This is a genomic window from Xanthomonas sp. WHRI 8393, from assembly GCF_040203315.1.
GTDB classification, from domain to species: domain Bacteria; phylum Pseudomonadota; class Gammaproteobacteria; order Xanthomonadales; family Xanthomonadaceae; genus Xanthomonas; species Xanthomonas arboricola.
Genome location: NZ_JBEGGL010000003.1, coordinates 219,483 through 244,463, shown reverse-complemented (window position 1 = coordinate 244,463; position 24,981 = coordinate 219,483). Strand labels below are relative to the sequence as shown.

Below are 24,981 nucleotides of genomic sequence, written 5' to 3'. Positions count from 1 at the left end.
TCTATTGTGACCCGATATCAGGTTCCTCAGGAGGACCATTCCCATGTCCAAGAAAAAGAACGCCAACAAGCCCGTCGTCATCAATGAAGCAGCGGGTGCACTGCCGGTCGCCGCAGCATCGGCGCCACACATCGATATCGGGATCAAGGACGGCGATCGCAAGCAGATCTCCGACGGTCTGGCCCGCTACATGGCTGACGCCTTCACCTTGTATCTGAAGACCCACAACTTCCACTGGAATGTCACCGGGTCGATGTTCAACTCGCTGCACACCATGTTCGAGACCCAGTACACCGAGCAGTGGGCCGCGCTGGACGAAGTGGCCGAGCGCATCCGCGCGCTGGGCTACAACGCACCGGGCTCCTACAGCGAGTTCGTCGCCCTGACCTCGATCCCGGAAGAACAGGGGCTGAGCGACAGTGCCGACTGGCGTGAAATGGTGCGCCAGCTGGTCAGCGGCAACGAGGCGGTCTGCCGCACCGCACGCAAGGTGCTGGGTACCGCTGACGACGCCGGCGACGATCCGACCGTGGACCTGCTGACCCAGCGCCTGCAGACCCACGAGAAGTACGCCTGGATGCTGCGTTCGCTGCTGCAGTAACCCCCTTGGCGTCACCCCTGCGGGTTTGCCCAAGGTTTCGCTGCGCCGAAACCTTGGGCCCCTGCTCCATAAGTTAGACACACAGCCTCTCTCCCCTCGGGACGAGAAATGACAGCTTGCGCGCCATGGGCGCGCGTGCCTTGGAGCGCCCGCGCCACAAGCGCGGGAAGGGGCACGGAGCGGGGGTTGGGGTGAGGGTACGGAGCGAAGCTCCAGTCGCCTCAGGCAACGCTCGGCCACCGGCCATTTTTCACGCCGCACGCCCCCCCTATCCAGCAACGTCCGCATCAGCACTCGTGGGCGCACCCGCCACATCGCGGCAATCCCCGACGCACCATTGCGCAACACCGCCGGCCTGACACCGACCATGGCTTGGCCCGCGCGGTATCCTAAGCGGATGTCTTCCCCCGCCCACGAACTGCTCAGCCGCGTCTTCGGTTACGACGACTTCCGCGGCCCACAGCAAGCCATTGTCGAACACGTCGCTGCGGGTAACGATGCCCTGGTGCTGATGCCCACCGGTGGCGGCAAGTCGCTGTGCTATCAAGTGCCAGCGCTGTTGCGCGACGGCATCGGTATCGTGGTCTCGCCGCTGATCGCGCTGATGCAGGATCAGGTCGAGGCCTTGCGCCAGCTCGGCGTGCGCGCCGAATTCCTCAATTCCACGCTGGACGCGGAGAACGCCCAGCGGGTCGAACGCGCCCTGCTGTCGGGCGACCTGGACCTGCTCTACGTCGCCCCGGAGCGCCTGCTGAACCCGCGCTTCCTGTCCTTGCTGGAACGCAGCCGCATCGCGCTGTTCGCCATCGACGAGGCGCATTGCGTCTCGCAATGGGGCCACGATTTCCGCCCCGAATACCGCCAGCTCACGGTGCTGCACGAACGCTGGCCGCATATCCCGCGCATGGCGCTGACCGCCACCGCCGATCCGCCGACCCAGCGCGAGATCGCCGAACGCCTGGACTTGGTCGACGCGCGCCACTTCGTCAGCTCCTTCGACCGCCCCAACATCCGTTACACCGTGGTGCAGAAGGACAACGCGCGCAAGCAGCTGCAGGAGTTCCTGGGCCGCCACCGCGGCTCGGCCGGCATCGTCTATGCGATGTCGCGGCGCAAGGTCGAGGAGACCGCGCAATATCTGTGCTCGCAGGGCTTCAACGCCCTGCCTTACCACGCCGGCCTGCCGGCCGAGGTGCGCGCGGAAAACCAGCGCCGCTTCCTGCGCGAGGACGGCATCATCATGGCCGCCACGATCGCCTTCGGCATGGGTATCGACAAGCCGGACGTGCGCTTCGTGGCGCATGTGGATCTGCCCAAATCGCTGGAAGGCTACTACCAGGAAACCGGCCGCGCCGGCCGCGATGGCGACCCCGCCGAGGCCTGGCTCTGCTATGGCCTGGGCGATGTGGTGCTGCTCAAGCAGATGATCGAACAGGGCGAAGCGGCCGAGGAGCGCAAGCGGCTGGAGCGCGCCAAGCTCGATCACCTGCTCGGCTACTGCGAATCGATGCAATGCCGCCGCCAGGTGCTGCTGGCCGGCTTCGGCGAGACCTATCCCAAGCCCTGCGGCAACTGCGACAACTGCCTGACACCTGCCGCCGCCTGGGATGCCACCGTGGCCTCGCAGAAGGCGCTCAGTTGCGTGTACCGCAGCGGGCAGCGCTTCGGTGTCGGCCATCTGATCGACATCCTGCGCGGCAGCGAGAACGAGCGCATCAAGCAGCTCGGCCACGACCAGCTGAGCACCTACGGCATCGGCCGCGACCTGGACGAGCGCACCTGGCGCGGGGTGTTCCGCCAGCTGGTGGCCGCCAGCCTGCTGGAGGTCGACAGCGAGGGCCACGGCGGGCTGCGCCTGACCGATGCCAGCCGCCAGGTGCTCAAGGGCGAGCGCCAGGTGATGATGCGGCGCGAGAACCCGGCTGCCGGGCGCGAGCGCAGCGCGCAGCGGACCGGCCTGCCGGTGCAGCCGCAGGATCTGGTGCTGTTCAATGCCTTGCGCGGCCTGCGCGCGGAGCTGGCCAAGGAGCAGAACGTGCCGGCCTTCGTGATCTTCCACGACAGCACGCTGCGCAATATCGCCGAACAGCGGCCGACCAGCATCGATGCACTGTCGCGTGTCGGCGGTATCGGTGGCGGTAAACTGGCCCGCTATGGAGCGCAACTGATCGAGATCGTGCGCGAGCAGGGCTGATGCAACGGTATGTGTCATTGCGGTGGCGGCGCTGGCACAAAAATCCGCAGAATCGACAGCGCGCATTCAATCAGCCGTTGCTAGTTTCACAAGGCGATCTGGCACGCGCTGTCAGTCCCTCTTGAGTAGAGTCCACCCATGAAACGCAGCCTGCTTCTCCTGGCCACTCTGTTTGCCGCCGGCAGCGCACTCGCCCAGGCCGGCGAGAGCAGTGCCGAGCCGGGGTCGGCGCGGTCGCTGGACCTGAGCGTTCCGCAAGCCCCGGTGCAGTACCGCTCCGATCCCGAATACAGCACCGACCCGCCGGGCACCTTCTACGGCGACAAGAGCGGCCCCAAGCCTGCGTTGAGCCGCCCCAGCGCGGCCTCACTTGCCGCCGAACGCGCCGAACAATGCCAGGGCAAGCTGCATGGCGCAGTCGAAACCGGCATGGGCTATTCCAACCGCGGCGGCAACAGCAACTGGCAGGCCGTCAACCTGAATTCCTGCAAGACCTATTACGACGACGACGGCAAGGCGCACCAGATCGGCGTCAGCATCAGCGTCGGACGCGGCGAAGGCGCACTGTTTGGGCCGCGCTACGGCCCCGGCGGCTATGGCCCCGGCCCGTTCGGCTGGTAACCGTACGGCTCCGTCTGCGTTGACAGAGGGTTCACTGCCGCATCGCTGAGAATGTGGCCTGCCTTACGAGACGTGCTCATGTCACAGAACAAGGAACGGCCAGTTGTATTTGTCGTCGAAGATGGCGATGGCACCCGACAACTCAGCTGCCTTGTGCTGGAAAGCTATGGTTTTACCTGCCGTAGTGCAGGCTCGGTCGAAGAAGCGCTGACCCTGATCGAAAGCGACCCACGCGTGGATGTGCTGTTTTCCGACATCCATTTCCCGGGCGGCCTGACCGGCGTGGACCTGGCGCTCAAGACGGCGCACGCGCCCTACAACCTGCCGGTGCTGCTGACCTCAGGCCTGGCGGTCGAATATGTGGAAGAGATCCTGCCGGACGGCGTGGCCTTCCTCGAGAAACCCTATACCCCTGAGCAGTTGTTGAGTGCGATCCGCAGCGTGATGGCCAAGCACCGGGTGCTCTCCACCCCGGTTGCATGACGCAGACGGTCGCGACTGGACGGCGACCCACAATCCCGGTATGAAGTGGCGGCCGGCGCGATGCGTCGGCAACGGGGATTGATCACGACACGGTTGTGCCAGGGACGCGGCGCCATGCCCAACTGGCCCGACCATGTCTTACGCCAGGGGACAACATGAAACACCTAGTGACCGCAGCCATTGCCATGGCTGCGTTGAGCGGTTGCGCGACGGTCATGAACGACGCGACCCAGCCCATCCGTGTGGATACCAAGACCGCCGACGGGCACGTCATCGCTGGCGCCGACTGTGCGCTCAGCAACGACAAGGGCCGGTTCACCCTGAAGTCCGGGCAGACCGTGCAGGTACATCGGTCCTCGCGCGATCTGGAGGTCAGCTGCGTGCTGCCCGGTCAGCGCGATGCCGCCGGCCGCTCCATCTCGCGCGCCAACATCGGAATCTGGGGCAACATCTTGATCGGCGGCGCGATTGGCGCCATCGTCGACCACAGCAAAGGGACCGGCTACACCTACCCGAGCTGGATCCAGCTGGTATTCGGACAGACGCTGAGCTTCGACCGCCACCGCGAGGACCGCGGCCAACCGTTGCAGGGCGACAACGCACAAGGGCGGGCTGTCGCAGCAACCGATTCCAGCGGCGGCAATTCGCCCGGTGGAGCGGTCACGCTGCCGCTGGCAGGCGATGTCGCCCCGCCTGCACCGGCCAGCGCAGCAGCACCAGCCGGCAACGCCGCAGCCACCGTTGCACCTGCAGGCCCGGCGATGTCTACCGAATCGGCCGTGACGCGCGCGCAGGGCATCAGCACTGGCCTGAGTTGCGGCGCGGTGCAGGCGCGCAGCGCCACGCGCTTCACCGCCAGTTGCACTGGCGGCAGTACGGTGCAGATCGATTGCGCCGGCTTCCGCTGCAGCGCGAGCTTCCCGTGACCTGACAAGGCTGCGCCCGGGTGCGGGTGCAGCCGGACCGCACGACACTTGTCGGGGATGACCCGACAAGCTGTCGGCGCGGCCCCGATTTACGTGATGCACACCTCATTTAGACTGCAGCCACCGGACGCGAGGCCTGTTGGGCCGCTCAACTCGCGGGGCGCTGAGCACGCCCCTGCCGGGACATTGCCGGCACCGGGCAAGCGGCTCCCACATCGTGGTGAGTTGTTCGTCCATCAGCCTGGCTACGCGCGCTTTACTCGGACAAAGAGTCATTCGCGCAGGCGCAGACGGCTCACTTGGGTTTGCAGTCGAACTGCTCGGTGACCTGCCGGCCCTGTGTCCGAGCTCCAACGTTACGGACGCTCCAACCCAGCAACTCGATCCGTGCTGATGCTGGTTATGGCTGGCTCACGCGCTGGCCTTGTCTGCGCATTGAATTGATCACCTGCACAGCGATCTCCAAACGCTGCTGCCTATGCGCTTGCGACTTGAGACTTGAGACTTATCGGTTTGCGGTTACCGCCAGCACAGCATCATTGCGCCGGTATTCCCACGGCAGCACCGGCAGGCAGATGCCGAGCAAGCGCACTCGCAGCTGTAGCGTGCTCTTGCGCGGATGGCGATGCACCGCTGCTGCCAGGGACGAATGCAGTGTATTTCACGCCATCAAGCGGGCCGCTCGCTAGGCTGATGTCAGTGCAGCACTTGGCTGCGAAGACTTTCAGGAAATTCCCATGGGCGACAATTCGTTTCTGTCACCGGCCTTCGTCATTCTGGTTATCGGCGTGATTGCCGTGGTGTTCTGGCTGGTGACCCGCGCCAAGAAGAAGCGCAACAAGAAGTAAGCAACACAGGAAGCGCGCCAGACATCGAGATGCGACTTAGCCTGCGCTCGATGCGCACTTACCCTGAGTTGCTGATACCGGGCGCCGTGCCAGGCCGGCCTCTGCCTGGCACGGCTAACACACACTACTTCCGGCGTAACAGCGCAGCAGTGCTAACGCTGTCTGGAAAACGAGGCCCCGCAGCGACATCGCTGCGTTGAGGCCGAGCGGCATTTGATGCATGTGCCGTGTCACCAGCACGTGTCACCAGCATCTGCAGACGACCGCGTTGCGACTAGGCGCGCAGAAAAAACCGACGCCGATCAAAACCGCTCGCCTGTCGGCAGATAGCGCCACTCACCGATGGCCAGCTTGCCCAGCGATACACGGCCCACGCGCAGGCGTCGGATGCTGACCACCTCCAGCCCCACCTCAGCGCACATGTAACGCAGCTGGCCGGGTTGCACATGCTTGATCGCAAACCGCAGGCGCTCCTCGTTCTGCCAGCTCACCTTGCAAGGCGACAGGCTGCGCTGCTGGTACACCAGACCATGCGCAAGCCGCGCCATGCCATACGGGCGCAGCTCACCACGCACCTCCACCAGAAATTCCTGTTCGATCGAGGTCGCATCGGCACTGAGCCTGCGCAGCACGCGGCCGTCCTGGCTCAGCACCAGCAAGCCGCTCGCCTCGTCCTCCAGCGGCAGCGGCGCGTTCAAGCGCAGGAAGTGCCGCTTCAGCACCCGCATTTCGAGCTGGTCCAGTGCGCTGCGCGTTGCCGGCGTGACCAGTGCCAACGCCGCTTCGGCGCTCATGCCTGCCGGTTTGTGCAGCAGCAGCGTGGCAGGCTCGGCAGCTGCGAGCACGGCGTCTTCCGCCAGCGTCACCTGCGCTGCAGTGGCCAAGGCTTGCGGCTCTTCGACCACGGCCCCGTCCACACTGACCCAGCCGCCTTCGATGTATTGCTGCGCCTCGCCACGCGAGCAGCCGAACAGCGCGGCCACGCATTTGTCGAGACGGATCGGATCGGACATCGGGCGAGCTCGGTTTCAGGGCACGGCAGTGTACGTGCTGGGTCGATGGATGCGTGAGGCCGGCTTCTGCACCGCCCGACAACATGGGAAACTGGACGCTCACATAGGAGATTGCAGATGTTCATCAAGTTCGGCACCACCCGGGTCCGCCTCAACCATATCTCCGTCATCAGCGACCCCTTCAATGCAGGCGAAAACTTCGGCTCGTATTGCCACTCGGTCCGGGTCGGCCTGCTCTCCGGCGAGGAAATCTTTGCACGCTTCAATACCGAAAGCGGCGCCGAGCAGCTGCATGCAGAGGTGCTCGCTGCACTGGAAGGTTGAGCGCAAGACCCACAGTGCCGTCACGCGCGTGATGCCTCACGCGCGATGGGCGTTGCCGGCAGAGCAGCCAGCACGTGCGGGCCCGCAAATCGCTCGCGGCAACGTGGGCTTGTCGCACCGCATCACGGCCGATCCAAGCAGCTGAGCACTCGGCAGCAATGGCGCCGCCGCTGCTTGAAGACAAGCGCATTGCCGGTATCGCGACACGGAATGAATTGCACCCTGTCCCAGCAACGTCTTTGCCCTGGGTGCATCGCCACCTGTCATCAGAACGCCGGAAAATCGTTCCGCCGTTGGCACGCTTCGATCCAGCCATAACGCAATAAACAAGCAATTTCTGCGCGTATGTCAGGCCGCTGCGGACGGCTGTCGGGAAATTTCTTCCATCCGATGAATTCAATATAAGTAATTTCAAATACGAGCCTTTAGCCCGTCGCGATCCGGCCGCTAGCTGGGGCAAGACGCTCTGGTGGATGCCCCATTCATCGAGCCCCTCAGTTGCACTACCTGGATGCGGTCATGAATACATATCTGCAACGCCTCAATGTCGGCCGCCGCTTGGGCATGGCCTTTGGCATCTTGATCCTATTGTCGGGCCTGCTTGTGGCCACCGGCCTGGTCACCATGTCCAACGCGCGTTTCGAACTGGACACCATCGTCAACAGCAACATGGAGAGGATCCAGCTGTCCTCGGAAATGCTCGACGCCAACACCAACGTGGCAATCGGCCTGCGCGACATCGTCATGGTCGCTGGCGACGCGGCCAATCGCCGTGCGATGGACATGATCGAGAAGAACCGCGCACGCTACAAGCAGGCACACGACGCCCTGGCCGCACTGCCCAGCAGCGTGCCTGAAAAACAGGCGCTCGACCTGGTGCAGGAAAAGCGCGACATCTCGGTCAAGCTCAATAACCAGATTCTCGAATACGGCCTCCGCGACCAGAACCAGGAAGCGCAGGCCTTGCTGCAAGGCGACGCCGCAGCGGCCATGGATGCGCAGCAGACGGCGATCCGCGAGAACGCTGCACTGGAGCGCCGCCTCAGCAAGGAAGCCTATGCGGCCGCGGTTGCATCGATGCATCGAGGGAAGATCACCCTGGCCACCGGCGGCATTGCCGCACTGGTCATCAGCGGCCTGCTCGCGTGGCTGATCACACGCAGCCTGACCCAGCCGCTCAGCCAGGCCACACGCACCGCAGAAGCCATCGCGGCCGGCAACCTGCACAACGATGTGCACACCAACGCCAACGATGAAACCGGCCGTCTGCTCAAGGCCATGGACAAGATGCAGCTGCAGCTGCGCAACCTGATCGCCGCGCAAACCGACATGGCCAGGCATCATGACAACGGCCAGATCAGCTTCCGCATCGATGCGGCAGCATTCCCGGGCGACTATGGGCGCATGGCCAACGACACCAACCTGCTGGTTGCCTCGCACGTGGCGGTGCAGACCGATCTGGCACGCATTATGGGCCGGTATGCGGTTGGCGAACTCTCCGAAGACATGCAGCCGCTGCCCGGCGAAAAGGCTGTTTTCAGCGACACCATGTCGCAGGTCAAGCTCAACCTGTCGGCGATGAACCACGAGATCAAGCATCTCGCCCAGGCCGCCGCCAATGGCGACTTCAGCGCGCGCGGCGATGCCGAGCGCTTCCAGTTCGACTTCCGCATCATGGTCGAAAGCCTCAACCACCTGATGTCCACGGCCGACGGCAATCTGCAGTCGCTGTCGTCGTTGCTGCAGTCCATCGCCGCCGGCGACTTGACCGCACGCATGAGCGGCGAATTCCGCGGCGTGTTCGCACAGATGCGCGATGACGCCAACACCACGGCCAGCCAGCTGGCGCAGATCGTCGGCAACATCCAGGAGTCGGCCGTGTCGATCAACTCCGCGGCCAGCGAAATCGCCGCCGGCAACCAGGACCTGTCGCAACGCACTGAACAGCAGGCAGCCAACCTCGAAGAAACCGCAGCATCGATGGAAGAGCTGACCTCCACCGTCAAGCAGAATGCCGAAAGCGCACGCGAGGCCAACCAGCTGGCGATCGGCGCCGCACGCGTTGCCTCGCAAGGTGGCGACGTGGTCGGCAAGGTGGTGGACACCATGACCGGTATCGAAGCCTCGTCCAGGAAGATTGCCGACATCATCAGCGTCATCGACGGCATCGCCTTCCAGACCAATATCCTGGCCTTGAACGCGGCGGTGGAAGCCGCCCGTGCCGGCGAGCAAGGCCGCGGCTTTGCCGTGGTGGCCTCGGAGGTGCGCACGCTCGCGCAGCGGTCCTCCGGCGCCGCCAAGGAGATCAAGGACCTCATCGACGACTCGGTGCAACGCGTGGCCGAGGGTTCGGCACTGGTGCACAGCGCCGGCAAGACCATGGGCGATGTGGTGGCCAGCGTGCAACGCGTCACCGACATCATGGGCGAGATTTCTGCAGCCTCGCAGGAACAGTCGGCCGGCATCGAGCAGGTCAACCAGACCATCACGCATATGGACGAAACCACCCAGCAGAACGCCGCGCTGGTGGAAGAAGCCACTGCCGCCGCGCGCGCGATGGAAGAGCAGGCGGTGCAGCTCACCGATGCGGTGGCGATCTTCAAGATCGACGCACGCCAGACACGGCAGTCCGCTTCGCGCGTAGCGGCACCGGTCGCACAGCTGCTGAGCAAGGTCCGCAACGCCTGAGCCAGCAGCCGGCACTGCGCCGTCGACCGGGTCGTCGGTGCAGGCACGCTGATGCAACACCGCGGATGTGCCCGCAGCCATTGATGCCATCGCACACGCAGAAAGCGCCCGCCAGGGCGCTTTCTGCGTTTATCCCGCACGCTCACCGACATTCGGCGCAAACAGCTCAGGCACCCGCAACGCGCGCGCAGTGCCCACAAAATAACCTGGAAAACAAGCACGCAAGCCACTCAAAAGCGCTTGTTTCCGGCGCCATGCCTGGTTACGCTGCGCCGGTCGAAAGAGAGCAGGCCGGATGGTAGCCCGGCCACCGTCTGCAGCGCAGGGGGCATCTTAGCCATCGGTACCCACGACATCCGCAGCCGGCGATGCCGGCACTGCAGGTGTGTCCGTGCGTGCTCTCGTCACCGCTCGGCACGCCTTCTCAACCAGGAAGGATCACCCGTGAATACCAGTAACGACAGTTACGATCTGCGTCACCCAATCAACGATGAGCATGCCAAAGTGCATGCTTGCGCATACGCAGCGGATGCAGACGCAAAGCCATACGACGATGCCTTATCGCACTGGCACCAAGCCCCTCTCGACACGCGCGTGATCTGGCGGCGGCAGCTCATGCTCCAGGATGGCATGTCGGTGCTGTTGGCAGCCTGGCAGATGCCGCATTCGCCGCGCTGGGAGTGGGAGGCCATCGACCTGCGGCAGGATCGGCACCTGTGCGGCGGCAACTGCGATTCATCGCTGGCGGCAATGCGCGCTGCCGATGCATGGCCGGCACTGTGCGGTGACGAGGTCGCAGTGCTCGCCTAACATCATCCAGCGCGGCAGCGCGTTGAACCGTCCTTCTGCCCCGACGCAGTGCCATGCCGGTACGGCCACGCAACAGCCGGCCCGCCGCGCTAGCGCATGTAGGGGCCGGGACGATAGCGCTCCATCAGCGACTGCGGAGCCAGCGGCGGCGTGAAGCCGTAGCGCGCATAGAGACCATGCGCATCGCTGGTGGCGAGGCTGAAACGACGCAGCCCCTGCAGATCGGGGTGCGCCATGACCGCGTCCATGATTGCCTTGCCATAGCCCTTGCCCTGATGCTCGGGCAACACGAACACATCGCCCAGATAGGCGACGGTTGCATAGTCGGAAACCACCCGCGCAAACGCGACCTGCCCGCCCTGCAGAAACCCGCCGAAGCACAGCGAGTTGGCGATGGAGCGCTGTACCACCGCAAGCGGGATGTCCCTGGCCAGCTGCTGTGCTGGGCCAGGTAGCGATGGACCAGCGCAACATCGAGTTCGGAGTGATCGATGGAAACGCGCAGCGGCGACATGACGACAACTCCGGCAACAGTGGGCCTCAGGGTAGTGCCTGCGCAGGCAGCAGCAACAGTGCGCACAGCACCAGCATGAATCCTGCGATCACCGCATCCAGCACACGCCATGCGCGCGGATCGCGGAAGGCCGGCTGCAACAAGCGCGCGCCATAGCCCAGAGCGGAAAACCAGGCAATGCTGGCCAGGCACGCACCCGACGCGAATGCCCAGCGCAGCTGGCCCGGGTAGCGCGCGGCCAGGCTGCCCAGCAGCAGCATCGTGTCCAGATAGACATGCGGGTTGAGAAAGGTAAATGCCAGGCACGCCAGCATGGCGCGCTGCCAGCGTTGCGCACCGGCCTGCGACGGCGCCAACCCGCTGGTGCCACACCAGGCCCTGCGCGCAGCCAGCGCGCCATATGCCGCGAGAAATGCAGCTCCCGCATAGCGAAGTCCCTGCAGCAGCTCCGGCCATTGCGTCACCAGTACGCCGATCCCGGCCACGCCCAGCACGATCAGCGCGATATCGCCGAACGCGCAGATCGCCACCACCAGACCGACATGCTGGCGCTGCAGTCCCTGCCGCAGCACGAATGCATTCTGCGCACCGATTGCGATGATGAGACCTGCGCTGGCGATGAAGCCAGAGATTGCAGCTTGAGGTAACACGAGCACCTCCCGGATCACAGGTGCCAATGCTGGGCGTTTCGCGGCAATTAGGAAAACTAAATCTTCTGTATCCTGCTTAGAACTTCTAATCCTGCCGAACGCCATGGATCTTCTGCATCCGCAACTGGCCGCATTCGCTGCCGTTCTTGAGGAGGGCAGCTTCGACGCCGCTGCGCAGCGGCTGTCGGTGACGCCGTCGGCGATTTCGCAGCGGGTCAAGGCGCTGGAAGACCGGCTCGGCCAGGTGCTGGTGATCCGCAAGGCCCCCTGCCGCCCTACCCCGGTCGGCGAGCGCCTGCTGCGCCGGGTAAAGCCGATGCAGGTCCTGGAATCCGAAGCGATCGCCGACCTCCTCCCTGGCGACAGCAGCGCCGGGCATCCGCGCACGCTGGCCATCGCCGTCAACGACGACTCGCTGCAGACCTGGTTTCTGGCGGCGCTGTCGGCGCTGCACCGGGAGCACGGCGTTCTTTTCGATGTGCAGATGGACGACCAGGACCACACCCTGGAGCTGTTGCGCTCCGGGGCGGTGCTCGGTGCCGTCACCGCCGAGCGCAAGCCGCTGCAGGGCTGCAATGTGCAGGCGCTGGGAGTGATGCGTTACCACGCCATCGCATCGGCCGCATTCGTTGCGACGCATTTCAAGCAGGGCTTCAGCGCAGCGGCCCTGGCCCACGCACCGATGCTGGTGTTCAACCGAAAGGACACGCTGCAGACCCGCTTCGTCCGCCGCATCACCCGCACGCAGGTGGCGCCGCCGATCCACTACCTGCCGACCTCGACCGGCTTCGTCGAAGCGGCCGCACGCGGACTCGGCTGGTGTCTGGCGCCGGAATCGATGGTCGTGCCTGCCGTGCGCGACAGGCAGGTGGTCATCATCGACCCGACACGCTGGCTCGATGTGCCGCTGTACTGGCAATGCGCCGCGGTGCGCTCGAGCGCCCTGCAGCAGCTGGGCCAGGCCCTGCGCAAGGCCGCGGCTGCGAGCCTGCGCTGAGAGCGGCCGTGCCGCACCGACGCCGGCAAAACACGATACCCAAGGCGCGCAACTGCCGGCAGGCTATCGCACCGAATTGACGTGCAGATGCGGTCGCTGCCCTGCCCGCGCGCACTTGGCCCAGCCGCGTTGCCCGGCATCCGGCTGCCGCCGCAGCGACTGCCGGGTCGCCGTGCCACGCCGAGCCTGCTAGCCTTTCCGCCTATTCCGTTGTGATTGCCGATCCGTCATGAAAAAAGCCGTTGTTCTGTTGTCCGGGGGCATGGATTCCGCTGCCGTCATCGCGCTTGCGCAGGAGCAGGGCTTTGCCGTGCATGCCTTGAGCGTGCGCTACGGGCAGCGCCATACCTCCGAGCTGGACGCCGCCGCGCGCGTGGCCGCGGCGCAGGGCGTCATCGCGCACAAGGTGGTGGACGTGGACCTGCGCAGCATCGGCGGCTCGGCGCTCACCGACGACATCGACGTGCCCGCTGCCGGTGGCGACGGCATCCCGGTCACCTACGTGCCGGCGCGCAACACCATCATGCTGTCGCTGGCACTGGGCTGGGCTGAGGTGATCGGCGCCAACGACCTGTTCTGCGGCGTCAACGCGGTCGATTATTCGGGTTACCCCGACTGCCGGCCCGAATTCGTGCGCGCCTTCGAAGTGCTGGCCAACCTGGCCACCAAGGCCGGCGTGGAAGGCGCCGGCCTGCGCGTGCACGCACCGCTGCAGTTCCTCAGCAAGGCCGACATCGTGCGTGAAGGCGTGCGCCTGGGCGTGGACTTCGGCCTGACCGTGTCCTGCTACCGCGCCGACGCCGACGGACGCGCCTGCGGCCACTGCGACGCCTGCCGCCTGCGTGCCGCCGGTTTCGCCGACGCCGGCGTCGCGGACCCCACCCACTACGCCATTTCGCCTTGACGCCGCTGTAGGGTAGAATGCGCACCCCGGCGCACTGCCGGGACAGTGGGCCGTTAGCTCAGTCGGTAGAGCAGAAGACTTTTAATCTTTTGGTCGATGGTTCGAATCCATCACGGCCCACCAATCAAATCAGCAACTTGAAGAGCGCCGAAGGCGCTTTTTTTGTGCCCGCCGGAAAGTTGCCGGGACGTGCGTTGCCAGGGACCCTGCGTCACGGCCGCGGAGTCGGATGGCATCCACCATCTGCCGCGACTGGCGCGCCGCCGTCAACGCCGGCTCCTCTTTTGCCGATCGCGCGTGTCATCTTGCAGGTCGTGGGCCGGCGCAGGCGGCCGTGGCGTTCTCGCCAATCACGTGGCTCCCGTCTTCTGGATACGCGATTGCACGCGCCGCGTTCGTCGCGCAGCTCCTGCGGCGCGTGCCTGCTTGCGCAGCCAGCTGAGGACGTCCACTGCAGCGTCCACACGCATGCAGACATGCAGGCGGCCCAGCACAACGCTCTGTGCATCGCCGCCCGGCAAAATATCGTCAAAGCCGGTGGCTTCGCAGGCGATCAGGACCGGCGAGGCATCGGGCCGCGCGTCGGAATGCAGCATGGCCAGCACATAGCCCTGCATCATCTCGAAGCTAAGGACGACGCCCGTGCAGACGCGGAACTGTTTGCCCAGGCTCATCGCTGCGGCTCCGTCAACGCGCTATCGACGCTAGCGATTGCATCGGCGCCGGCAAGCGTGAGCGCATGCACAGCCTTACCTGCGACGCCGAGATGGGCATTAGGGCTTCGCCAGGCGGCACGCGTCCCTTCGCGGGCATTGAAGATCGGCCCCACATCATGGACGACCGGGTACGCCACAAATGTGGGTGCTTCATGGGTGTCGTGAGACATGCTGGATTCCTTTTGTGTTTTGGAATCCGCCACCCAGACACCAATCGGGGTGGCGGACGGTACGCGGTTGGCGTGCCGGCCAAAAGGACCCGGTGGGCCTTGCGGCCCCCGCGCACCGCCCGCCATAAAACTGGCCGGCATGCGCCCGCGACGATGCGGGCGATAAAAAAGCGCCGTGCATCGGTCGATGGGCGCTGGTGCGCCTTTTGGTTCGGGACGCCAATCCCGGTCGCCGATTGTGCGGCGACGTTGGCATACTCGCGCCGCCGCTTGGCGCCTGTCAATGCAGAACGTGCAACGCGGCGGCTTCAGCCGCGAAGAAACGCGGCGAAAGCACTGCCCGCGTAGCCAGCAAAACCTGAAACTCCAGCACATCCCGCCGGACGATCGGCCCGGGGCGCTGCGGCTGCGCCCATATGCCACAAGCCCTGGCGGCAGTGGACTGGCGCCGCGGCAAATGCGAATTCACATGCCGCGCCACGTTTCCTATCGTTGTTGGCTCAACGACACGCGAGCGCCACGCCATGACCAACATCGAAAAAGCCGGAACGTTTCTGCTTGGAGACCGCAAGCTCACCCGCATCGGCTACGGCGCAATGCAGCTGGCGGGGCCTGGCGTGTTCGGCCCGCCCAAGGACCGCGACGGTGCGTTGGCGGTTCTGCGCGAAGCCATCGCGCTGGGCGTCAACCATATCGACACCAGCGATTTCTACGGGCCGCACATCACCAATCAGCTGATCCGCGAGGCACTGCATCCCTACCCGCAGGAATTGACCATCGTCACCAAGATCGGCGCCGCGCGCGGCACGGATGGTTCCTGGCTACCTGCCTTCTCGCCGCAGCAGCTGGTCGAGGCGGTGCACGACAATCTGCGCAACCTGGGGCTTGAAACGCTGGAGGTGGTCAACCTGCGCGTGATGTTCAAGGCGCAGGAGCCGGCAGAAGGCTCGATCGCCGAGCAACTGGCGGCCTTGATCAAGCTGCAGCGCGATGGCCTGGTGCGGCACATCGGCATCAGCAACGTCACCGCGACGCAGGTGGCCGAGGCACGCGCCATGACCGACATCGTCTGCGTGCAGAACATGTACAACATCGCGCATCGACACGACGACGAAATCATCGACACGCTCGCGCGCGACGGCATCGCCTACGTGCCGTTCTTCCCGCTCGGCGGCTTCTCGCCATTGCAATCGTCCACGCTTGCCGCTGTTGCCCAGCGCCTGGCCGCAACCCCGATGCAGGTGGCACTGGCGTGGCTGCTGCAACGCTCGCCCAACATCTTGCTGATTCCGGGGACCTCGTCGGTGGCGCATCTGCGCGCCAATCTGTTCGCGGCGGAACTGAAACTGCCGGCCGATGCCGTCGAAGAATTGAACAGGATCGCCGCGTAAACGCAGGCGGCTGCCTCCTGGCTCGCCTTGCACGGGGGACCGGAAGCAGCCAACAAAGTGTCGCGGGTGGTCTTCAGGTGGGTGCGGACAGCATGCCGGCAAACGCAACGGATGCGTGACACACGCCGATTGCGGGCAACCGGCCGCGCCTGCCTTTCTTGAGTGAGCGCGGTCGCTCTATCGCCCGGGCTTAGCGCTCGGGCTTAGCGCCCCGGCTCATCGTTCCACAGCAGCTTGTGCAGCTGCATCTGGAAGCGCACCGGCAGACGATCGGCCACGATCCAGTCGGCCAACTCCCGCGGCGTGACTTCGCTCTTGCTGGGCGAAAACCACACCGTGCAGCGGCGGTCCAGCGCATGCGCGGCGACAATCTCGCGCGACCATTCGTAATCGGCGCGGCTGCAGATCACGAACTTGATCTGGTCGCGTGCGGTCAGCAGCGGCAGATTCTCCCAGCGATTGCGTTGTTCCTCGCCGGAGGCCGGCGTCTTGATGTCGACCACGCGCGAGACGCGCGGATCCACGGCCGACACGTCCAATGCACCGGACGTCTCCAGCGAAACATCGAAGCCGGCATCGCACAGTTTCTGCAGCAGCACCAGGCAGCGCTTCTGCGCCAACGGCTCGCCGCCGGTCACGCAGACATGGCGCACGCCGTGGCTAGCCACCTCGGCAACGATCGCATCGATGTCATGCCATTCACCGCCGTGGAAGGCGTAGGCGGTATCGCAGTAATGGCAGCGCAGCGGGCAACCGGTCAAACGCACGAACACGGTCGGCCAGCCGGCGGCCTCGGCTTCGCCCTGCAGGGACAGAAAGATTTCGGTGATCTTCAATCGCGGCAACGGCGACTGGACGATCTCGCTGGGGACGGCGGCGGCGTTCATTGGCAAAGTATGCGTCACGCCCGAAGGCGCGCACGCGCGGGCTCAGCGCAGTTGCTGGCCGAGACGGATGGACTGCAGACGCTCCTGGGCCACGCGCGCTGCGTCGGAGCCGGGATACTGCGATGCGACCTGCTGCAGGGTCTGCTGGGCCTGATCGTTCTTGCCTTCGCCATACTGCGACAGGCCAAGCTTCAACAGGCCGCCAGAGGCCTTGTCATGCGTGGGATAGCGGCTGACGAGATCGCGGAACTGCGCCTCGGCCAGCTGGAAATTTCGGGTGGCGTAGTAACTCTCGCCCAGCCAGTACAAGGCATTGGGGGTGTAGACGCCGTTTGGATACAGCTCCAGAAAACTCAGGAACAACTGCGAGGCATCGTCGTACTTGCCGTTCTTCAATGCATCGAAGGCGACGTTGTAAGCAGTGCGTTCCTCATTGCTGACGGCCAGGGTGCCTGGGTCGCCATGCACGCTGGGCGGCTTCTCGGAAGTTGCCGCCGCTGTAGGCCGCGCGGCCGGAGCCGGGGCGGGTGTGACGCTGCCGGTGGGAGATGGCAATGGCGGGGTTGCGCCACCTGCACCTTCCAGCCGATTCAGGCGTCCGTCCAGATCCAGATACTGATCCTTGGACTGCTGCTTGAGTTGTTCGTTGTCGTGCTGCAGCTGCTCCACGGTCGCTCGCAAGCCCTGCAGGTCCGAACGCGCCTGCTGCAGCTGGTTGAGGAGATCGTTGTTGGCCTGGCTGTTGGCCTGCTGCTGCTCGAGAACGGCAACACGATCAGCGAGACTGGCTCGCTGCGCGTGTGCCGGCGCGGCGACCACAAGGGCCGCCGCGACGAACAGGGATGTCACTCGAAAGCGCATCGCTTCTTACTGAGCCGTGTACACGATTTCGACGCGACGGTTCTGCGACCAGCAGCTTTCGCTGGTTTCGGTGCAGACCGGACGCTCTTCGCCGTAGCTGACGACGGTCAGCTGGCTGGCGGAACCGCCGGCAGCCTGCAGCGACGACGACACGGCATTGCCGCGACGCTCGCCCAGACCCATGTTGTACTCACGCGAACCGCGCTCGTCAGCATTGCCCTGCAGGGTGATGCGCGAGGAAGGACGGTCACGCAGGTACTTGGCGTGGCACGCCATGATGGCCTGGAATTCCGGCTTCAGGGAGTCCTGATCCAGATCGAAGTAGACGACGCGCTGACGCAGGCAGGCATCGGTATCCAGGTCGCCCGGGCCGTACAGGCCAGAGGTGGACGGGCCGGTGGGAACGGAGGAACCAGCGGTGGTGTCAGTCGCAGGAGGCGGAGTTTCCTTCACCTTCTTCGAACAACCGGCCAGCACGGCAACGGACAACAGGGAGACAAGCAAGACGCGGGTGGACTTGTTCATGGGATACCTATGGAGGCTCTGGGCCAATGAGTGGTTTAACGCAGCGAAATATTAACATTAATGCGCGGTTCGGTAAGGCCCCCACGAAGGTTCTCTCACATCTCCATCCGCCAGAACCAGACGCTGGCGGACACGAGCGTCGGCGGACACGGCATAGAGCACGCCACGACCACCTTCACGTGCGGCGTACAGCACCATGCTGGCGTTCGGCGCAAAGCTCGGCGACTCGTCCAGCGACCCCGGCGAGAGCGTGCTCCAGCTCGGCGAACCCAGGCTGCGGTCCATCATGGCGATGCGGTAGCTGTTGCCGCTGCCCTGTGCCACGGCGATCTTCTTGCCGTCGAACGAGACGCTGGCGGTGGCGTTGTAGTTGCCCTGGAAGGTCACGCGGTTGGCGCTGCCGCCGCTTGCGGCCACCTGGTAGATCTGCGGGCGACCGCCGCGGTCGGAGGTGAAGTAGATGCTGCCGCCGTCCGGCGCCCAGGTCGGCTCGGTGTCGATGCCGAAGTGATTGGTCAGCTGGGTCAACTGCTTGCTGCCCAGATCCATGACGTAGATTTCCGGGTTGCCGCTGCGCGACAGTGCCAGCGCCAGGCGGCGGCCGTCCGGCGAGAACGACGGCGCACCGTTGATGCCGCGGAAGCTGGACACCAGCTCACGCGCGCCGGTGGCGATGTCCTGCAGGTAGATCGAGGAATTGCCGCGCTCGAAGCTCACATAGGCCAGCTTCTTGCCGTCCGGGCTCCAGTTCGGCGACAGCAGTGGCTCGGCCGAGCGCACGATGGTCTGCGGGTTGTAGCCGTCCGAGTCGGCCACCATCAGTGCATAGCGCATGGCGCCGCCCTTGCCGCTGGCGGTCACATAGGCGATCCGGGTCCAGAACGCGCCACGCACGCCGGTGATCTTTTCGTAGATCGCGTCGGCCATCTGGTGCGAGACATCGCGCATCGCATTGGCACGTGCGGTCATGGCCAGGCCGAGCAGACGCTCGCCCTTGGCCACGTCGAACAGTTCGTACTCGACGCGGTAAGCGCCTTCGCCGGCATCCATCACGCGGCCGACCACAATGTAGTTCTGCTTGAGCGTACGCCAAGTCTGGAACTGCACCTCGGTGCCGCGGGTCGGCTTCTCGACGATCTGCGCAACCGGCAGCGTGCGGAACTGACCGGAACGGTCCAGGTCGGCGCCGACGACGGCAGACACATCGGTCTGCGGCGCAGTGCCGGAGCCCTGGTACGGCATGGGCACGACGGTGATCGGCGTCGCCGAAGCGCTACCGCCGACGATATCGATGGTGAGCCCTTGCTGTTGCGCGAGCGCGCTCAGCGGCAACAACAGGGCGGTCAAGGCAGCTAGCCAACGCAGCGGTTTTTTCATGGACGGCTCGGATCGGGCAGGAAAAGTGTGCAAGGGATACCAATCAGCGAGTGAACATACTCGCAATCGTGAACGAGACAGCGTGAAAGTGGAGCGAGTGGTCAACCATCGGGCGTTCCATCGGCCAAACCGGCGAGCAGGCGTGCGGTGGTGCAGCACGACCTACCCGGCAGAACTACGCCAGGCAGCCGGCCACACCCCGCAAATCTACATCCGGACCGAGGCGCAGCGCAGGTCATGCGGCCGCGCGCCCGATCTGGGGCTTGCTAGTCCTGCGGGGTGAACACAAATGTCAGGTTGCGCTGGAACACCGACTCAAACCCACGGTACGGCAATGGCTGCGCGCTCAGCACCGCGGCCTCGATCGAGCGCTGGCCGGCCTCGTCGTAAGGGCAACCCGGCGCCACCTTGGCCTCCATCACGGTGCCACCCGGCAACTGGCGGATGTTGATGCTGCATTTCTGGCCCGGCGGCACCGACGGCGGGCGCACCCACTGCGCCAGCACCTTCTGCTGGATCGCCGCGGCGTACTTGGCCGACAGATCGGTGTTGGTACCGCCCTGCCCTGCGGTCGGCTGCGCGGTGGCGGCGGCAGCCGACGAAGCCTGCTGCGCACGCGCGGCGGCGACCTGGCGCAGTTTCTGCTCGGCCAGCGCGGCTTCCTTGGTGGCCTGTTCGCGCTGGCGGCGGATGTCTGCGATCTTCTTTTCGCGTTCGGCATCGGCGGCAGCCTGCTGCGCCGCGGCCTGCTTCTTCTTGGCGTCGGCTTCTTCCTGCTGCTTGGCCAGGCGCAGTTTCTGCTCGGCCTCTTCCTGGCGTTTGCGCTCGGTCAGGTCGATCTGCTCCTGACGGCGCTTGGCCTCCTGTTCCTGCTTGGCCTTTTCCGCCGACAGCGCCAGCGCGTCGACGCGGTCCTGGTCGACCTTGTCCGGCTGCGCGACACGTTCCTGCGCCTGCGCCTGTTGCGGCGTGGGCGCATCCTGCGGACGCGGTTCGGGAATCGGCTGCGGCGGCGGCACGGTGTCTTCCGGCGCCGGTTCGGGCAGCGGTGCCGGCGGTGGCGGCGCCTCCACCGGCGTGGCCTTCAGCGCCTGGCGCGCAACGCGCGCTTCGGCGGCGGACACGTCCAGCGAGGCTTCCATGCTGGGGTCGCCCGCGGCCGGCTCGACCGAGCGTTCGGGCGACCACAGCCAGCCGGCGATGAACACCAGCGCGACCAGCACGTGCACGACCAGGGCCAGCACGACTGGCCGCAGCCAGCCATCCTCGCGCGCCGTCTGAGTGGGGAGTGCGTCAGCGTGCATCGCTGCCTGCAGTGCCGCCGGAGTCGGAGATCAGGCCGACCTTCTCGACCTTGGCCTGCTTGAGCACGTCGATGGCGTCCATGATCTTTTGATACGGCGCGGCACGATCGCCGGCCACGACCACGCGCGCGTCCTTGTCCTGCGCCACGATGGCGGCCAGTTGCGCCTGCAGCGCCGCCACGTCCATCGCCTGCGGCTTGCCCTTGGGCAGCTGCAGTGCGAGCTGGCCGTCGGCGGCGACCACCACCACGACCGGATCCTGCTTGCTCTCCAGCGCCTTGGCGCGCGAGCTGGGTAGGTTGACGTCGGTGCTCAGGGTCAGCAGGGGCGCGGTCACCATGAAGATGATCAGCAGCACCAGCATCACGTCGATATACGGCACGACGTTGATGTCGGATTTGAGCTTGCGCTTCTTACGGCGGGAAATACCGGAAATCATCGCGGAACGTTCCTATTGATCCCCCGCACATGGATGTGCGGGCTCTTGCGAGGGACTCGCCCATCCAATCCATCGCACATGCGTGTGCGCGCTGTCGCGAGGGGCTTGCCTGTCCAATCCCTGCGCCACGCCAGACGCGCATGTGCGAACGCCGCACCTGCCACGTCCACGCAGCGGGATGTGCGTGCCGTGATGGGGCATTCGCCTGGCTGCCGGCTGTCGCAGGGCACGCGCATTACTCGTCCGCGCCGGCCTGGCGCTGCAGGATCGAGCTGAACTCGTCGGCGAAGGTCTCGTAGCGCACCGACAGCCGTTCCACGCGGGTGGTGAAGCGGTTGTAGGCCCACACCGCCGGGATCGCCACGAACAGGCCGATGGCGGTGGCGAACAGCGCTTCGGAAATACCCGGTGCGACCGCAGCGATACCGGCCTGCTCGCCGCTGCTGACCATGTCGTGCATGGTCACCATGATGCCGAACACGGTGCCGACCAGGCCGACGTACGGCGCGGTGGAACCGATGTTGGCCAGCAATTCGAGATTGCGCTCGAGCTGGTCGACTTCGCGGGTGAAGGCGGTGCGCATGGCGCGCTGCGCGCCTTCCAGTTGCACCCGCCCGTCCAGCCGGCGACGGTCGCGCAGCCGCGAGAACTCGCGGAAGCCGCTCTCGAACATCGACTCCAGGCCGCCGACGGTGCGGTTACGGTCGGTGGCCGACGCGTAGAGCTTGGCCAGATCGGCGCCGGACCAGAAGCGGTTTTCGAACTCGTCCGCCTCGCGGTTGGCCTGCTTGAAGGCGCGCGCCTTGCGGAAAATGATCACCCAGCTGATGAACGAGCCGATCAGCAGCAGCAACACGATGATCTTGACCGGGATACTCGCCCGCAGAATCAGATCGACATAGTTGATGCTGCTGTTGTGCGCCACGCTGGCGGTCTGTGCCGCAGCGGCGGCAACGTCCTGCGGTAGTGCTTCCACTACCGTGTCCTGCAGGGCCAGGAGCAATGCAATCGACATCCGTTTGTTCCTCAGTAATCGGATTCTGGGGTTTCTAGAGCTTTCAACACGTCATACAGCGCATCGTCCATCCCGCGCGGGCGGAAGTCGCTGGTACCGAGTGCGGCAATGCGCACCTCGGCGGTCAGCAGCACTTCGCCCTCGCGACGTACCGACTGCGCAAACAGCAGGCTGGCCCGTTTGCATCGCAGCAGTACCGCCGACACTGACAGCGCGTCGTCGAGCCGGGCCGGCTTGAGGAAATCCAGTTGCATCGAGCGGACCGCGAACACCAGATCGTGCTGCTGGCGCATGCGCTCCTGCCCGTAGCCGAGTGCGCGCATCCACTCCGTGCGCGCCCGTTCCATGAAAGCGACGTAGCGCGCATGGTAGACCACGCCCCCGGCGTCGGTATCTTCCCAGTACACGCGTGTCGGCCAACTGAATACAGGCGGGGATTGGGGAATCGGGAGTCGGGACTCGGCGGTCATGGGCACGGAGTGTTGGTCGAGACGGCCTGGGCGCGCGATGAACGGAGCATCATCAGAACAGCTCTCCCGGCTCGCCGAATCCTGGCGCGCGGTCCCGTGGCGGTTTCAGGCCCAGGTGCATGTAGGCCTTGTGGGTGGCCATGCGGCCGCGCGCGGTGCGGATCAAAAAGCCCTGCTGGATCAGGTAGGGCTCGATCACGTCTTCCAGCGTGCCCCGCTCTTCCGACAGCGACGCAGCCAGCGACTCCACCCCAACCGGGCCGCCGTCGAAATGATCGACGATGGTGCGCAACATGCGGCGGTCGAGCTCGTCGAAGCCTTCCGGGTCGACCTTGAGCATCTGCATCGCCGCCTGCGCCACCGGCAGGTCGATATGCCCCGCCGCCTTGACCTGGGCAAAGTCGCGCACCCGCCGCAGCAGCCGGTTGGCGATACGCGGGGTGCCGCGCGCGCGGCGGGCGATCTCGGCCGCACCCTCGGGCGTGCAGTCGATGCCCAGGATCGCCGCGGAGCGGATCACGATGCGGGTCAGTTCCTGCGGCGAATAGAACTCCAGCCGCTGCACGATGCCGAAGCGGTCGCGCAGCGGCGCGGTCAGCAGGCCGGCACGGGTGGTGGCACCGATCAGGGTGAACGGCGGCAGGTCGATCTTGATCGAGCGCGCGGCCGGGCCGTCGCCGATCATGATGTCGATCTGGAAATCTTCCATCGCCGGATACAGCACTTCCTCCACCACCGGCGAGAGGCGATGGATCTCGTCGATGAACAGCACATCGTGCGGCTGCAGGTTGGTCAGCAGCGCGGCCAGATCGCCGGCCTTCTCGATCACCGGGCCGGAGGTCGAGCGCAGGTTCACGCCCAGCTCGTTGGCGATGACATGACTGAGCGTGGTCTTGCCCAGACCGGGCGGGCCGAAGATCAGCACATGGTCCATCGCCTCGCCGCGCGCCTTGGCCGCTTCGATGTAGATCTCCATCTGCTCGCGCACCGGCTGCTGGCCCAGATAATCGGCCAGGCGCTTGGGCCGGATGCTCGCATCGGCGGCATCGTCTTCGCGGGTGGCACTGCTGGCGATGATGCGCTGTTCGGTCATCCCGCCATCTTCGCATGCCGCGTGCGGGCGGCGCAGCATCTAGCAATCAAGATCGGCCTGCCGCAGCACACTGAAGAACGCGTCGAAGCTGGGCGCGCGCCAGGTGGGGACCAGCCCCTCCCAGCGATCGAAATACACCACGTCCGGCTCGCACTGCGGGCCGCGCGCGCGATAGTCCAGGCACAACAGACAGTCAATGTTATGGCTTGACAGCACCAGCACCCGATCCAGGCCGGCGTGCAGGCAGGCCGCCGCGCTGAAGTCGTCGGGGTCTTCGATGGCAGCGGCCAGATCCAGCAGGCTGCCGATCTTCGCCAGCGGCGACAGATACCGATCCACCAGCACGCATTCCCAATCCACGTAAAGATCGGAGGGAAAGCGGGTCCGCGGCACCCAGCACCAGCCGGTGTCGCCGCCGTCCTGGACACTGTAGAGCTGCTTGAACAACGCCGGCAGGCGCACGCCCAGGCGCGCTTCGGTGGCAGCCAACACAGAGGCGTCCGCAGCGGCCCCGCCGTCGTTCCAGTACCCGGCGCCGCTCCAGAACGTGGTCAACGCGGGCGGCTGCGGCTGCCAACGCACCACATCCCCATCGTGCTTGGCCTGCAGGGCGGGCGACCAGTAGTGGACATCGACCAACTGCGACAGCAGAGCGTCCACGTTGGCGAACTCCGCCAGCCTGCGATTATTGCCTGCGTCGACATAGACCACGGTGGGCTCAACATCGGATACGGAGTAGTCCAGGCACAGCGCGCGGCTGGGCGTGCGGTCATCGGCGGCAATGACGATCAGGCGGCCGTCATCGCTACCGGCAGCCAGACCGGCAAATGCGTCATCGCGGTAGTCCTCGCGAGCGCGCACCTGTGCGAAGGAAAACAATTCCGCACTGCCAAGCAGGCGTGCACGCGGGATCAGCCATTCGGCCTTGAGCCAGTTGTCCGGTTCCTCAAGCGACTGGCCACGCGCCATCTGCACAGCGCCGCCGTCATAGCGTGCATACAGGCTGCGCAGCCACGCCGGCAGACGTACACCGAGCCGCGCCTGCGCCGCTGCGATGGCGGCCTTGCTCGCCGGCACGCGCCCGAGGTTGAGCGCTTCGTCCCAGAAGGTGGCCAGGCTCGGCGAACGACCGTAGATCATCCACTTGAGCGCTGCCATGC

Annotated in this window: 25 protein-coding genes, 1 tRNA gene and 1 pseudogene; 12 read left to right on the top strand and 15 right to left on the bottom strand. The window is 65.4% G+C overall.

The genetic code is table 11. The features are described 5' to 3' along the window. Nucleotides 1-43: 43 nt before the first annotated feature. From ABQ137_RS11530 to ABQ137_RS11510, 5 genes are all read left to right on the top strand, one after another. A complete protein-coding gene (locus ABQ137_RS11530) occupies nucleotides 44-601 on the top strand; it encodes a Dps family protein (protein WP_024939933.1) in 558 nt (185 codons plus the stop codon). A 397-nt stretch (nucleotides 602-998) separates the two neighbouring features. Further along, complete coding sequence (gene recQ, locus ABQ137_RS11525) at nucleotides 999-2,795, top strand: DNA helicase RecQ (protein WP_039519542.1); 1,797 nt, start codon at nucleotides 999-1,001, stop codon at nucleotides 2,793-2,795. Nucleotides 2,796-2,933: 138 nt separating this feature from the next. After that, on the top strand, nucleotides 2,934-3,416 hold the full coding sequence (locus tag ABQ137_RS11520) for a hypothetical protein (RefSeq protein WP_102585078.1): 483 nt from the start codon (nucleotides 2,934-2,936) through the stop codon (nucleotides 3,414-3,416). A 78-nt stretch (nucleotides 3,417-3,494) separates the two neighbouring features. Then, nucleotides 3,495-3,899, top strand: a complete 405-nt coding sequence (locus tag ABQ137_RS11515; RefSeq protein ID WP_039816233.1) for a response regulator — start codon at nucleotides 3,495-3,497, stop codon at nucleotides 3,897-3,899. A gap of 155 nt (nucleotides 3,900-4,054) precedes the next feature. Beyond that, nucleotides 4,055-4,825 (top strand): hypothetical protein, encoded by a 771-nt coding sequence (locus tag ABQ137_RS11510; RefSeq protein WP_260400476.1) that lies wholly within the window; start codon nucleotides 4,055-4,057, stop codon nucleotides 4,823-4,825. 1,150 nt (nucleotides 4,826-5,975) lie between these two features. On the opposite strand, the gene ABQ137_RS11505 is transcribed toward ABQ137_RS11510, so the two are convergent. Next, on the bottom strand, nucleotides 5,976-6,686 hold the full coding sequence (locus tag ABQ137_RS11505; RefSeq protein WP_065032669.1) for an rRNA pseudouridine synthase: 711 nt from the start codon (nucleotides 6,684-6,686) through the stop codon (nucleotides 5,976-5,978). Nucleotides 6,687-6,803: 117 nt separating this feature from the next. On the opposite strand from ABQ137_RS11505, the gene ABQ137_RS11500 reads away from it, so the two are divergent. The 3 genes from ABQ137_RS11500 to ABQ137_RS11490 all read left to right on the top strand — a co-directional run bounded on the left by ABQ137_RS11500 (nucleotide 6,804) and on the right by ABQ137_RS11490 (nucleotide 10,508). After that, a complete protein-coding gene (locus tag ABQ137_RS11500; RefSeq protein ID WP_016904346.1) occupies nucleotides 6,804-7,010 on the top strand; it encodes a hypothetical protein in 207 nt (68 codons plus the stop codon). A 519-nt stretch (nucleotides 7,011-7,529) separates the two neighbouring features. After that, nucleotides 7,530-9,698, top strand: coding sequence for a methyl-accepting chemotaxis protein (locus ABQ137_RS11495; RefSeq protein ID WP_184518195.1), 2,169 nt, complete (start codon nucleotides 7,530-7,532; stop codon nucleotides 9,696-9,698). Between the two features lie 444 nt (nucleotides 9,699-10,142). Continuing rightward, nucleotides 10,143-10,508, top strand: a complete 366-nt coding sequence (locus ABQ137_RS11490) for a hypothetical protein (RefSeq protein ID WP_184378994.1) — start codon at nucleotides 10,143-10,145, stop codon at nucleotides 10,506-10,508. An 89-nt stretch (nucleotides 10,509-10,597) separates the two neighbouring features. Here the strand turns inward: ABQ137_RS11490 and ABQ137_RS11485 are convergent. Together ABQ137_RS11485 and ABQ137_RS11480 are read right to left on the bottom strand one after the other, a co-directional pair. Then, nucleotides 10,598-11,022 (bottom strand): annotated as a pseudogene (locus tag ABQ137_RS11485) (GNAT family N-acetyltransferase). A 26-nt stretch (nucleotides 11,023-11,048) separates the two neighbouring features. Continuing rightward, nucleotides 11,049-11,672: a LysE/ArgO family amino acid transporter gene (locus ABQ137_RS11480; protein WP_184378996.1), complete on the bottom strand. Its 624-nt coding sequence runs from the start codon at nucleotides 11,670-11,672 to the stop codon at nucleotides 11,049-11,051. 103 nt (nucleotides 11,673-11,775) lie between these two features. Between ABQ137_RS11480 and ABQ137_RS11475 the strand changes: the two genes are divergently transcribed. The 3 genes from ABQ137_RS11475 (at nucleotide 11,776) to ABQ137_RS11465 (ending at nucleotide 13,696) form a co-directional block, all read left to right on the top strand. After that, nucleotides 11,776-12,669: a LysR family transcriptional regulator ArgP gene (locus tag ABQ137_RS11475; protein ID WP_184378998.1), complete on the top strand. Its 894-nt coding sequence runs from the start codon at nucleotides 11,776-11,778 to the stop codon at nucleotides 12,667-12,669. Between the two features lie 229 nt (nucleotides 12,670-12,898). Further along, nucleotides 12,899-13,573 (top strand): 7-cyano-7-deazaguanine synthase QueC, encoded by a 675-nt coding sequence (gene queC / locus ABQ137_RS11470; protein ID WP_102251482.1) that lies wholly within the window; start codon nucleotides 12,899-12,901, stop codon nucleotides 13,571-13,573. 47 nt (nucleotides 13,574-13,620) lie between these two features. Beyond that, a tRNA-Lys gene (locus tag ABQ137_RS11465) sits at nucleotides 13,621-13,696 on the top strand. A 227-nt stretch (nucleotides 13,697-13,923) separates the two neighbouring features. On the opposite strand, the gene ABQ137_RS11460 is transcribed toward ABQ137_RS11465, so the two are convergent. Then, nucleotides 13,924-14,247 carry a hypothetical protein gene (locus ABQ137_RS11460; RefSeq protein ID WP_184379000.1) on the bottom strand — a complete coding sequence of 108 codons (324 nt, stop codon included), beginning with the start codon at nucleotides 14,245-14,247 and terminating at the stop codon, nucleotides 13,924-13,926. Further along, on the bottom strand, nucleotides 14,244-14,459 hold the full coding sequence (locus ABQ137_RS11455) for a hypothetical protein (RefSeq protein ID WP_184379002.1): 216 nt from the start codon (nucleotides 14,457-14,459) through the stop codon (nucleotides 14,244-14,246). Before ABQ137_RS11455 ends, ABQ137_RS11460 begins: the two co-directional genes overlap by 4 nt. A gap of 524 nt (nucleotides 14,460-14,983) precedes the next feature. On the opposite strand from ABQ137_RS11455, the gene ABQ137_RS11450 reads away from it, so the two are divergent. Beyond that, on the top strand, nucleotides 14,984-15,850 hold the full coding sequence (locus ABQ137_RS11450; protein WP_184518193.1) for an aldo/keto reductase family oxidoreductase: 867 nt from the start codon (nucleotides 14,984-14,986) through the stop codon (nucleotides 15,848-15,850). Nucleotides 15,851-16,053: 203 nt separating this feature from the next. On the opposite strand, the gene queE is transcribed toward ABQ137_RS11450, so the two are convergent. From queE to ABQ137_RS11400, 10 genes are all read right to left on the bottom strand, one after another. Next, entirely contained in the window at nucleotides 16,054-16,737 is a 684-nt protein-coding gene (gene queE, locus ABQ137_RS11445; protein ID WP_024939946.1) for a 7-carboxy-7-deazaguanine synthase QueE, read from the bottom strand. A gap of 42 nt (nucleotides 16,738-16,779) precedes the next feature. Next, nucleotides 16,780-17,598: a tol-pal system protein YbgF gene (ybgF, locus tag ABQ137_RS11440; protein ID WP_184518190.1), complete on the bottom strand. Its 819-nt coding sequence runs from the start codon at nucleotides 17,596-17,598 to the stop codon at nucleotides 16,780-16,782. A gap of 6 nt (nucleotides 17,599-17,604) precedes the next feature. Next, complete coding sequence (pal, locus tag ABQ137_RS11435) at nucleotides 17,605-18,123, bottom strand: peptidoglycan-associated lipoprotein Pal (protein WP_016904129.1); 519 nt, start codon at nucleotides 18,121-18,123, stop codon at nucleotides 17,605-17,607. A gap of 57 nt (nucleotides 18,124-18,180) precedes the next feature. Beyond that, complete coding sequence (tolB, locus tag ABQ137_RS11430) at nucleotides 18,181-19,500, bottom strand: Tol-Pal system beta propeller repeat protein TolB (RefSeq protein WP_024939948.1); 1,320 nt, start codon at nucleotides 19,498-19,500, stop codon at nucleotides 18,181-18,183. 266 nt (nucleotides 19,501-19,766) lie between these two features. Further along, on the bottom strand, nucleotides 19,767-20,804 hold the full coding sequence (gene tolA / locus ABQ137_RS11425; RefSeq protein ID WP_024939949.1) for a cell envelope integrity protein TolA: 1,038 nt from the start codon (nucleotides 20,802-20,804) through the stop codon (nucleotides 19,767-19,769). Then, a complete protein-coding gene (gene tolR, locus ABQ137_RS11420; RefSeq protein ID WP_016904126.1) occupies nucleotides 20,794-21,243 on the bottom strand; it encodes a protein TolR in 450 nt (149 codons plus the stop codon). The genes tolA and tolR overlap by 11 nt, the downstream gene beginning before the upstream one ends. A 235-nt stretch (nucleotides 21,244-21,478) precedes the next feature. Continuing rightward, nucleotides 21,479-22,258: a protein TolQ gene (gene tolQ / locus ABQ137_RS11415; protein WP_016904125.1), complete on the bottom strand. Its 780-nt coding sequence runs from the start codon at nucleotides 22,256-22,258 to the stop codon at nucleotides 21,479-21,481. Between the two features lie 11 nt (nucleotides 22,259-22,269). After that, nucleotides 22,270-22,728 (bottom strand): tol-pal system-associated acyl-CoA thioesterase, encoded by a 459-nt coding sequence (gene ybgC / locus ABQ137_RS11410; RefSeq protein WP_104542742.1) that lies wholly within the window; start codon nucleotides 22,726-22,728, stop codon nucleotides 22,270-22,272. 52 nt (nucleotides 22,729-22,780) lie between these two features. After that, nucleotides 22,781-23,821 (bottom strand): Holliday junction branch migration DNA helicase RuvB, encoded by a 1,041-nt coding sequence (gene ruvB / locus ABQ137_RS11405; protein ID WP_046346028.1) that lies wholly within the window; start codon nucleotides 23,819-23,821, stop codon nucleotides 22,781-22,783. Nucleotides 23,822-23,860: 39 nt separating this feature from the next. Then, entirely contained in the window at nucleotides 23,861-24,979 is a 1,119-nt protein-coding gene (locus ABQ137_RS11400; RefSeq protein ID WP_184518187.1) for an SMI1/KNR4 family protein, read from the bottom strand. Nucleotides 24,980-24,981 lie beyond the last annotated feature (2 nt).

Excerpts from the sequence above, each read along its gene's own strand:
- ABQ137_RS11530 (WP_024939933.1), top strand. The coding sequence starts at position 44 with ATGTCCAAGAAAAAGAACGCCAACAAGCCCGTCGTCATCAATGAAGCA.
- recQ (WP_039519542.1), top strand. The coding sequence starts at position 999 with ATGTCTTCCCCCGCCCACGAACTGCTCAGCCGCGTCTTCGGTTACGAC.
- ABQ137_RS11520 (WP_102585078.1), top strand. The coding sequence starts at position 2,934 with ATGAAACGCAGCCTGCTTCTCCTGGCCACTCTGTTTGCCGCCGGCAGC.
- ABQ137_RS11515 (WP_039816233.1), top strand. The coding sequence starts at position 3,495 with ATGTCACAGAACAAGGAACGGCCAGTTGTATTTGTCGTCGAAGATGGC.
- ABQ137_RS11510 (WP_260400476.1), top strand. The coding sequence starts at position 4,055 with ATGAAACACCTAGTGACCGCAGCCATTGCCATGGCTGCGTTGAGCGGT.
- ABQ137_RS11505 (WP_065032669.1), bottom strand. The coding sequence starts at position 6,686 with ATGTCCGATCCGATCCGTCTCGACAAATGCGTGGCCGCGCTGTTCGGC.
- ABQ137_RS11500 (WP_016904346.1), top strand. The coding sequence starts at position 6,804 with ATGTTCATCAAGTTCGGCACCACCCGGGTCCGCCTCAACCATATCTCC.
- ABQ137_RS11495 (WP_184518195.1), top strand. The coding sequence starts at position 7,530 with ATGAATACATATCTGCAACGCCTCAATGTCGGCCGCCGCTTGGGCATG.
- ABQ137_RS11475 (WP_184378998.1), top strand. The coding sequence starts at position 11,776 with ATGGATCTTCTGCATCCGCAACTGGCCGCATTCGCTGCCGTTCTTGAG.
- queC (WP_102251482.1), top strand. The coding sequence starts at position 12,899 with ATGAAAAAAGCCGTTGTTCTGTTGTCCGGGGGCATGGATTCCGCTGCC.
- ABQ137_RS11460 (WP_184379000.1), bottom strand. The coding sequence starts at position 14,247 with ATGAGCCTGGGCAAACAGTTCCGCGTCTGCACGGGCGTCGTCCTTAGC.
- ABQ137_RS11455 (WP_184379002.1), bottom strand. The coding sequence starts at position 14,459 with ATGTCTCACGACACCCATGAAGCACCCACATTTGTGGCGTACCCGGTC.
- ABQ137_RS11450 (WP_184518193.1), top strand. The coding sequence starts at position 14,984 with ATGACCAACATCGAAAAAGCCGGAACGTTTCTGCTTGGAGACCGCAAG.
- queE (WP_024939946.1), bottom strand. The coding sequence starts at position 16,737 with ATGAACGCCGCCGCCGTCCCCAGCGAGATCGTCCAGTCGCCGTTGCCG.
- ybgF (WP_184518190.1), bottom strand. The coding sequence starts at position 17,598 with ATGCGCTTTCGAGTGACATCCCTGTTCGTCGCGGCGGCCCTTGTGGTC.
- pal (WP_016904129.1), bottom strand. The coding sequence starts at position 18,123 with ATGAACAAGTCCACCCGCGTCTTGCTTGTCTCCCTGTTGTCCGTTGCC.
- tolB (WP_024939948.1), bottom strand. The coding sequence starts at position 19,500 with ATGAAAAAACCGCTGCGTTGGCTAGCTGCCTTGACCGCCCTGTTGTTG.
- tolA (WP_024939949.1), bottom strand. The coding sequence starts at position 20,804 with ATGCACGCTGACGCACTCCCCACTCAGACGGCGCGCGAGGATGGCTGG.
- tolR (WP_016904126.1), bottom strand. The coding sequence starts at position 21,243 with ATGATTTCCGGTATTTCCCGCCGTAAGAAGCGCAAGCTCAAATCCGAC.
- tolQ (WP_016904125.1), bottom strand. The coding sequence starts at position 22,258 with ATGTCGATTGCATTGCTCCTGGCCCTGCAGGACACGGTAGTGGAAGCA.
- ybgC (WP_104542742.1), bottom strand. The coding sequence starts at position 22,728 with ATGACCGCCGAGTCCCGACTCCCGATTCCCCAATCCCCGCCTGTATTC.
- ruvB (WP_046346028.1), bottom strand. The coding sequence starts at position 23,821 with ATGACCGAACAGCGCATCATCGCCAGCAGTGCCACCCGCGAAGACGAT.
- ABQ137_RS11400 (WP_184518187.1), bottom strand. The coding sequence starts at position 24,979 with ATGGCAGCGCTCAAGTGGATGATCTACGGTCGTTCGCCGAGCCTGGCC.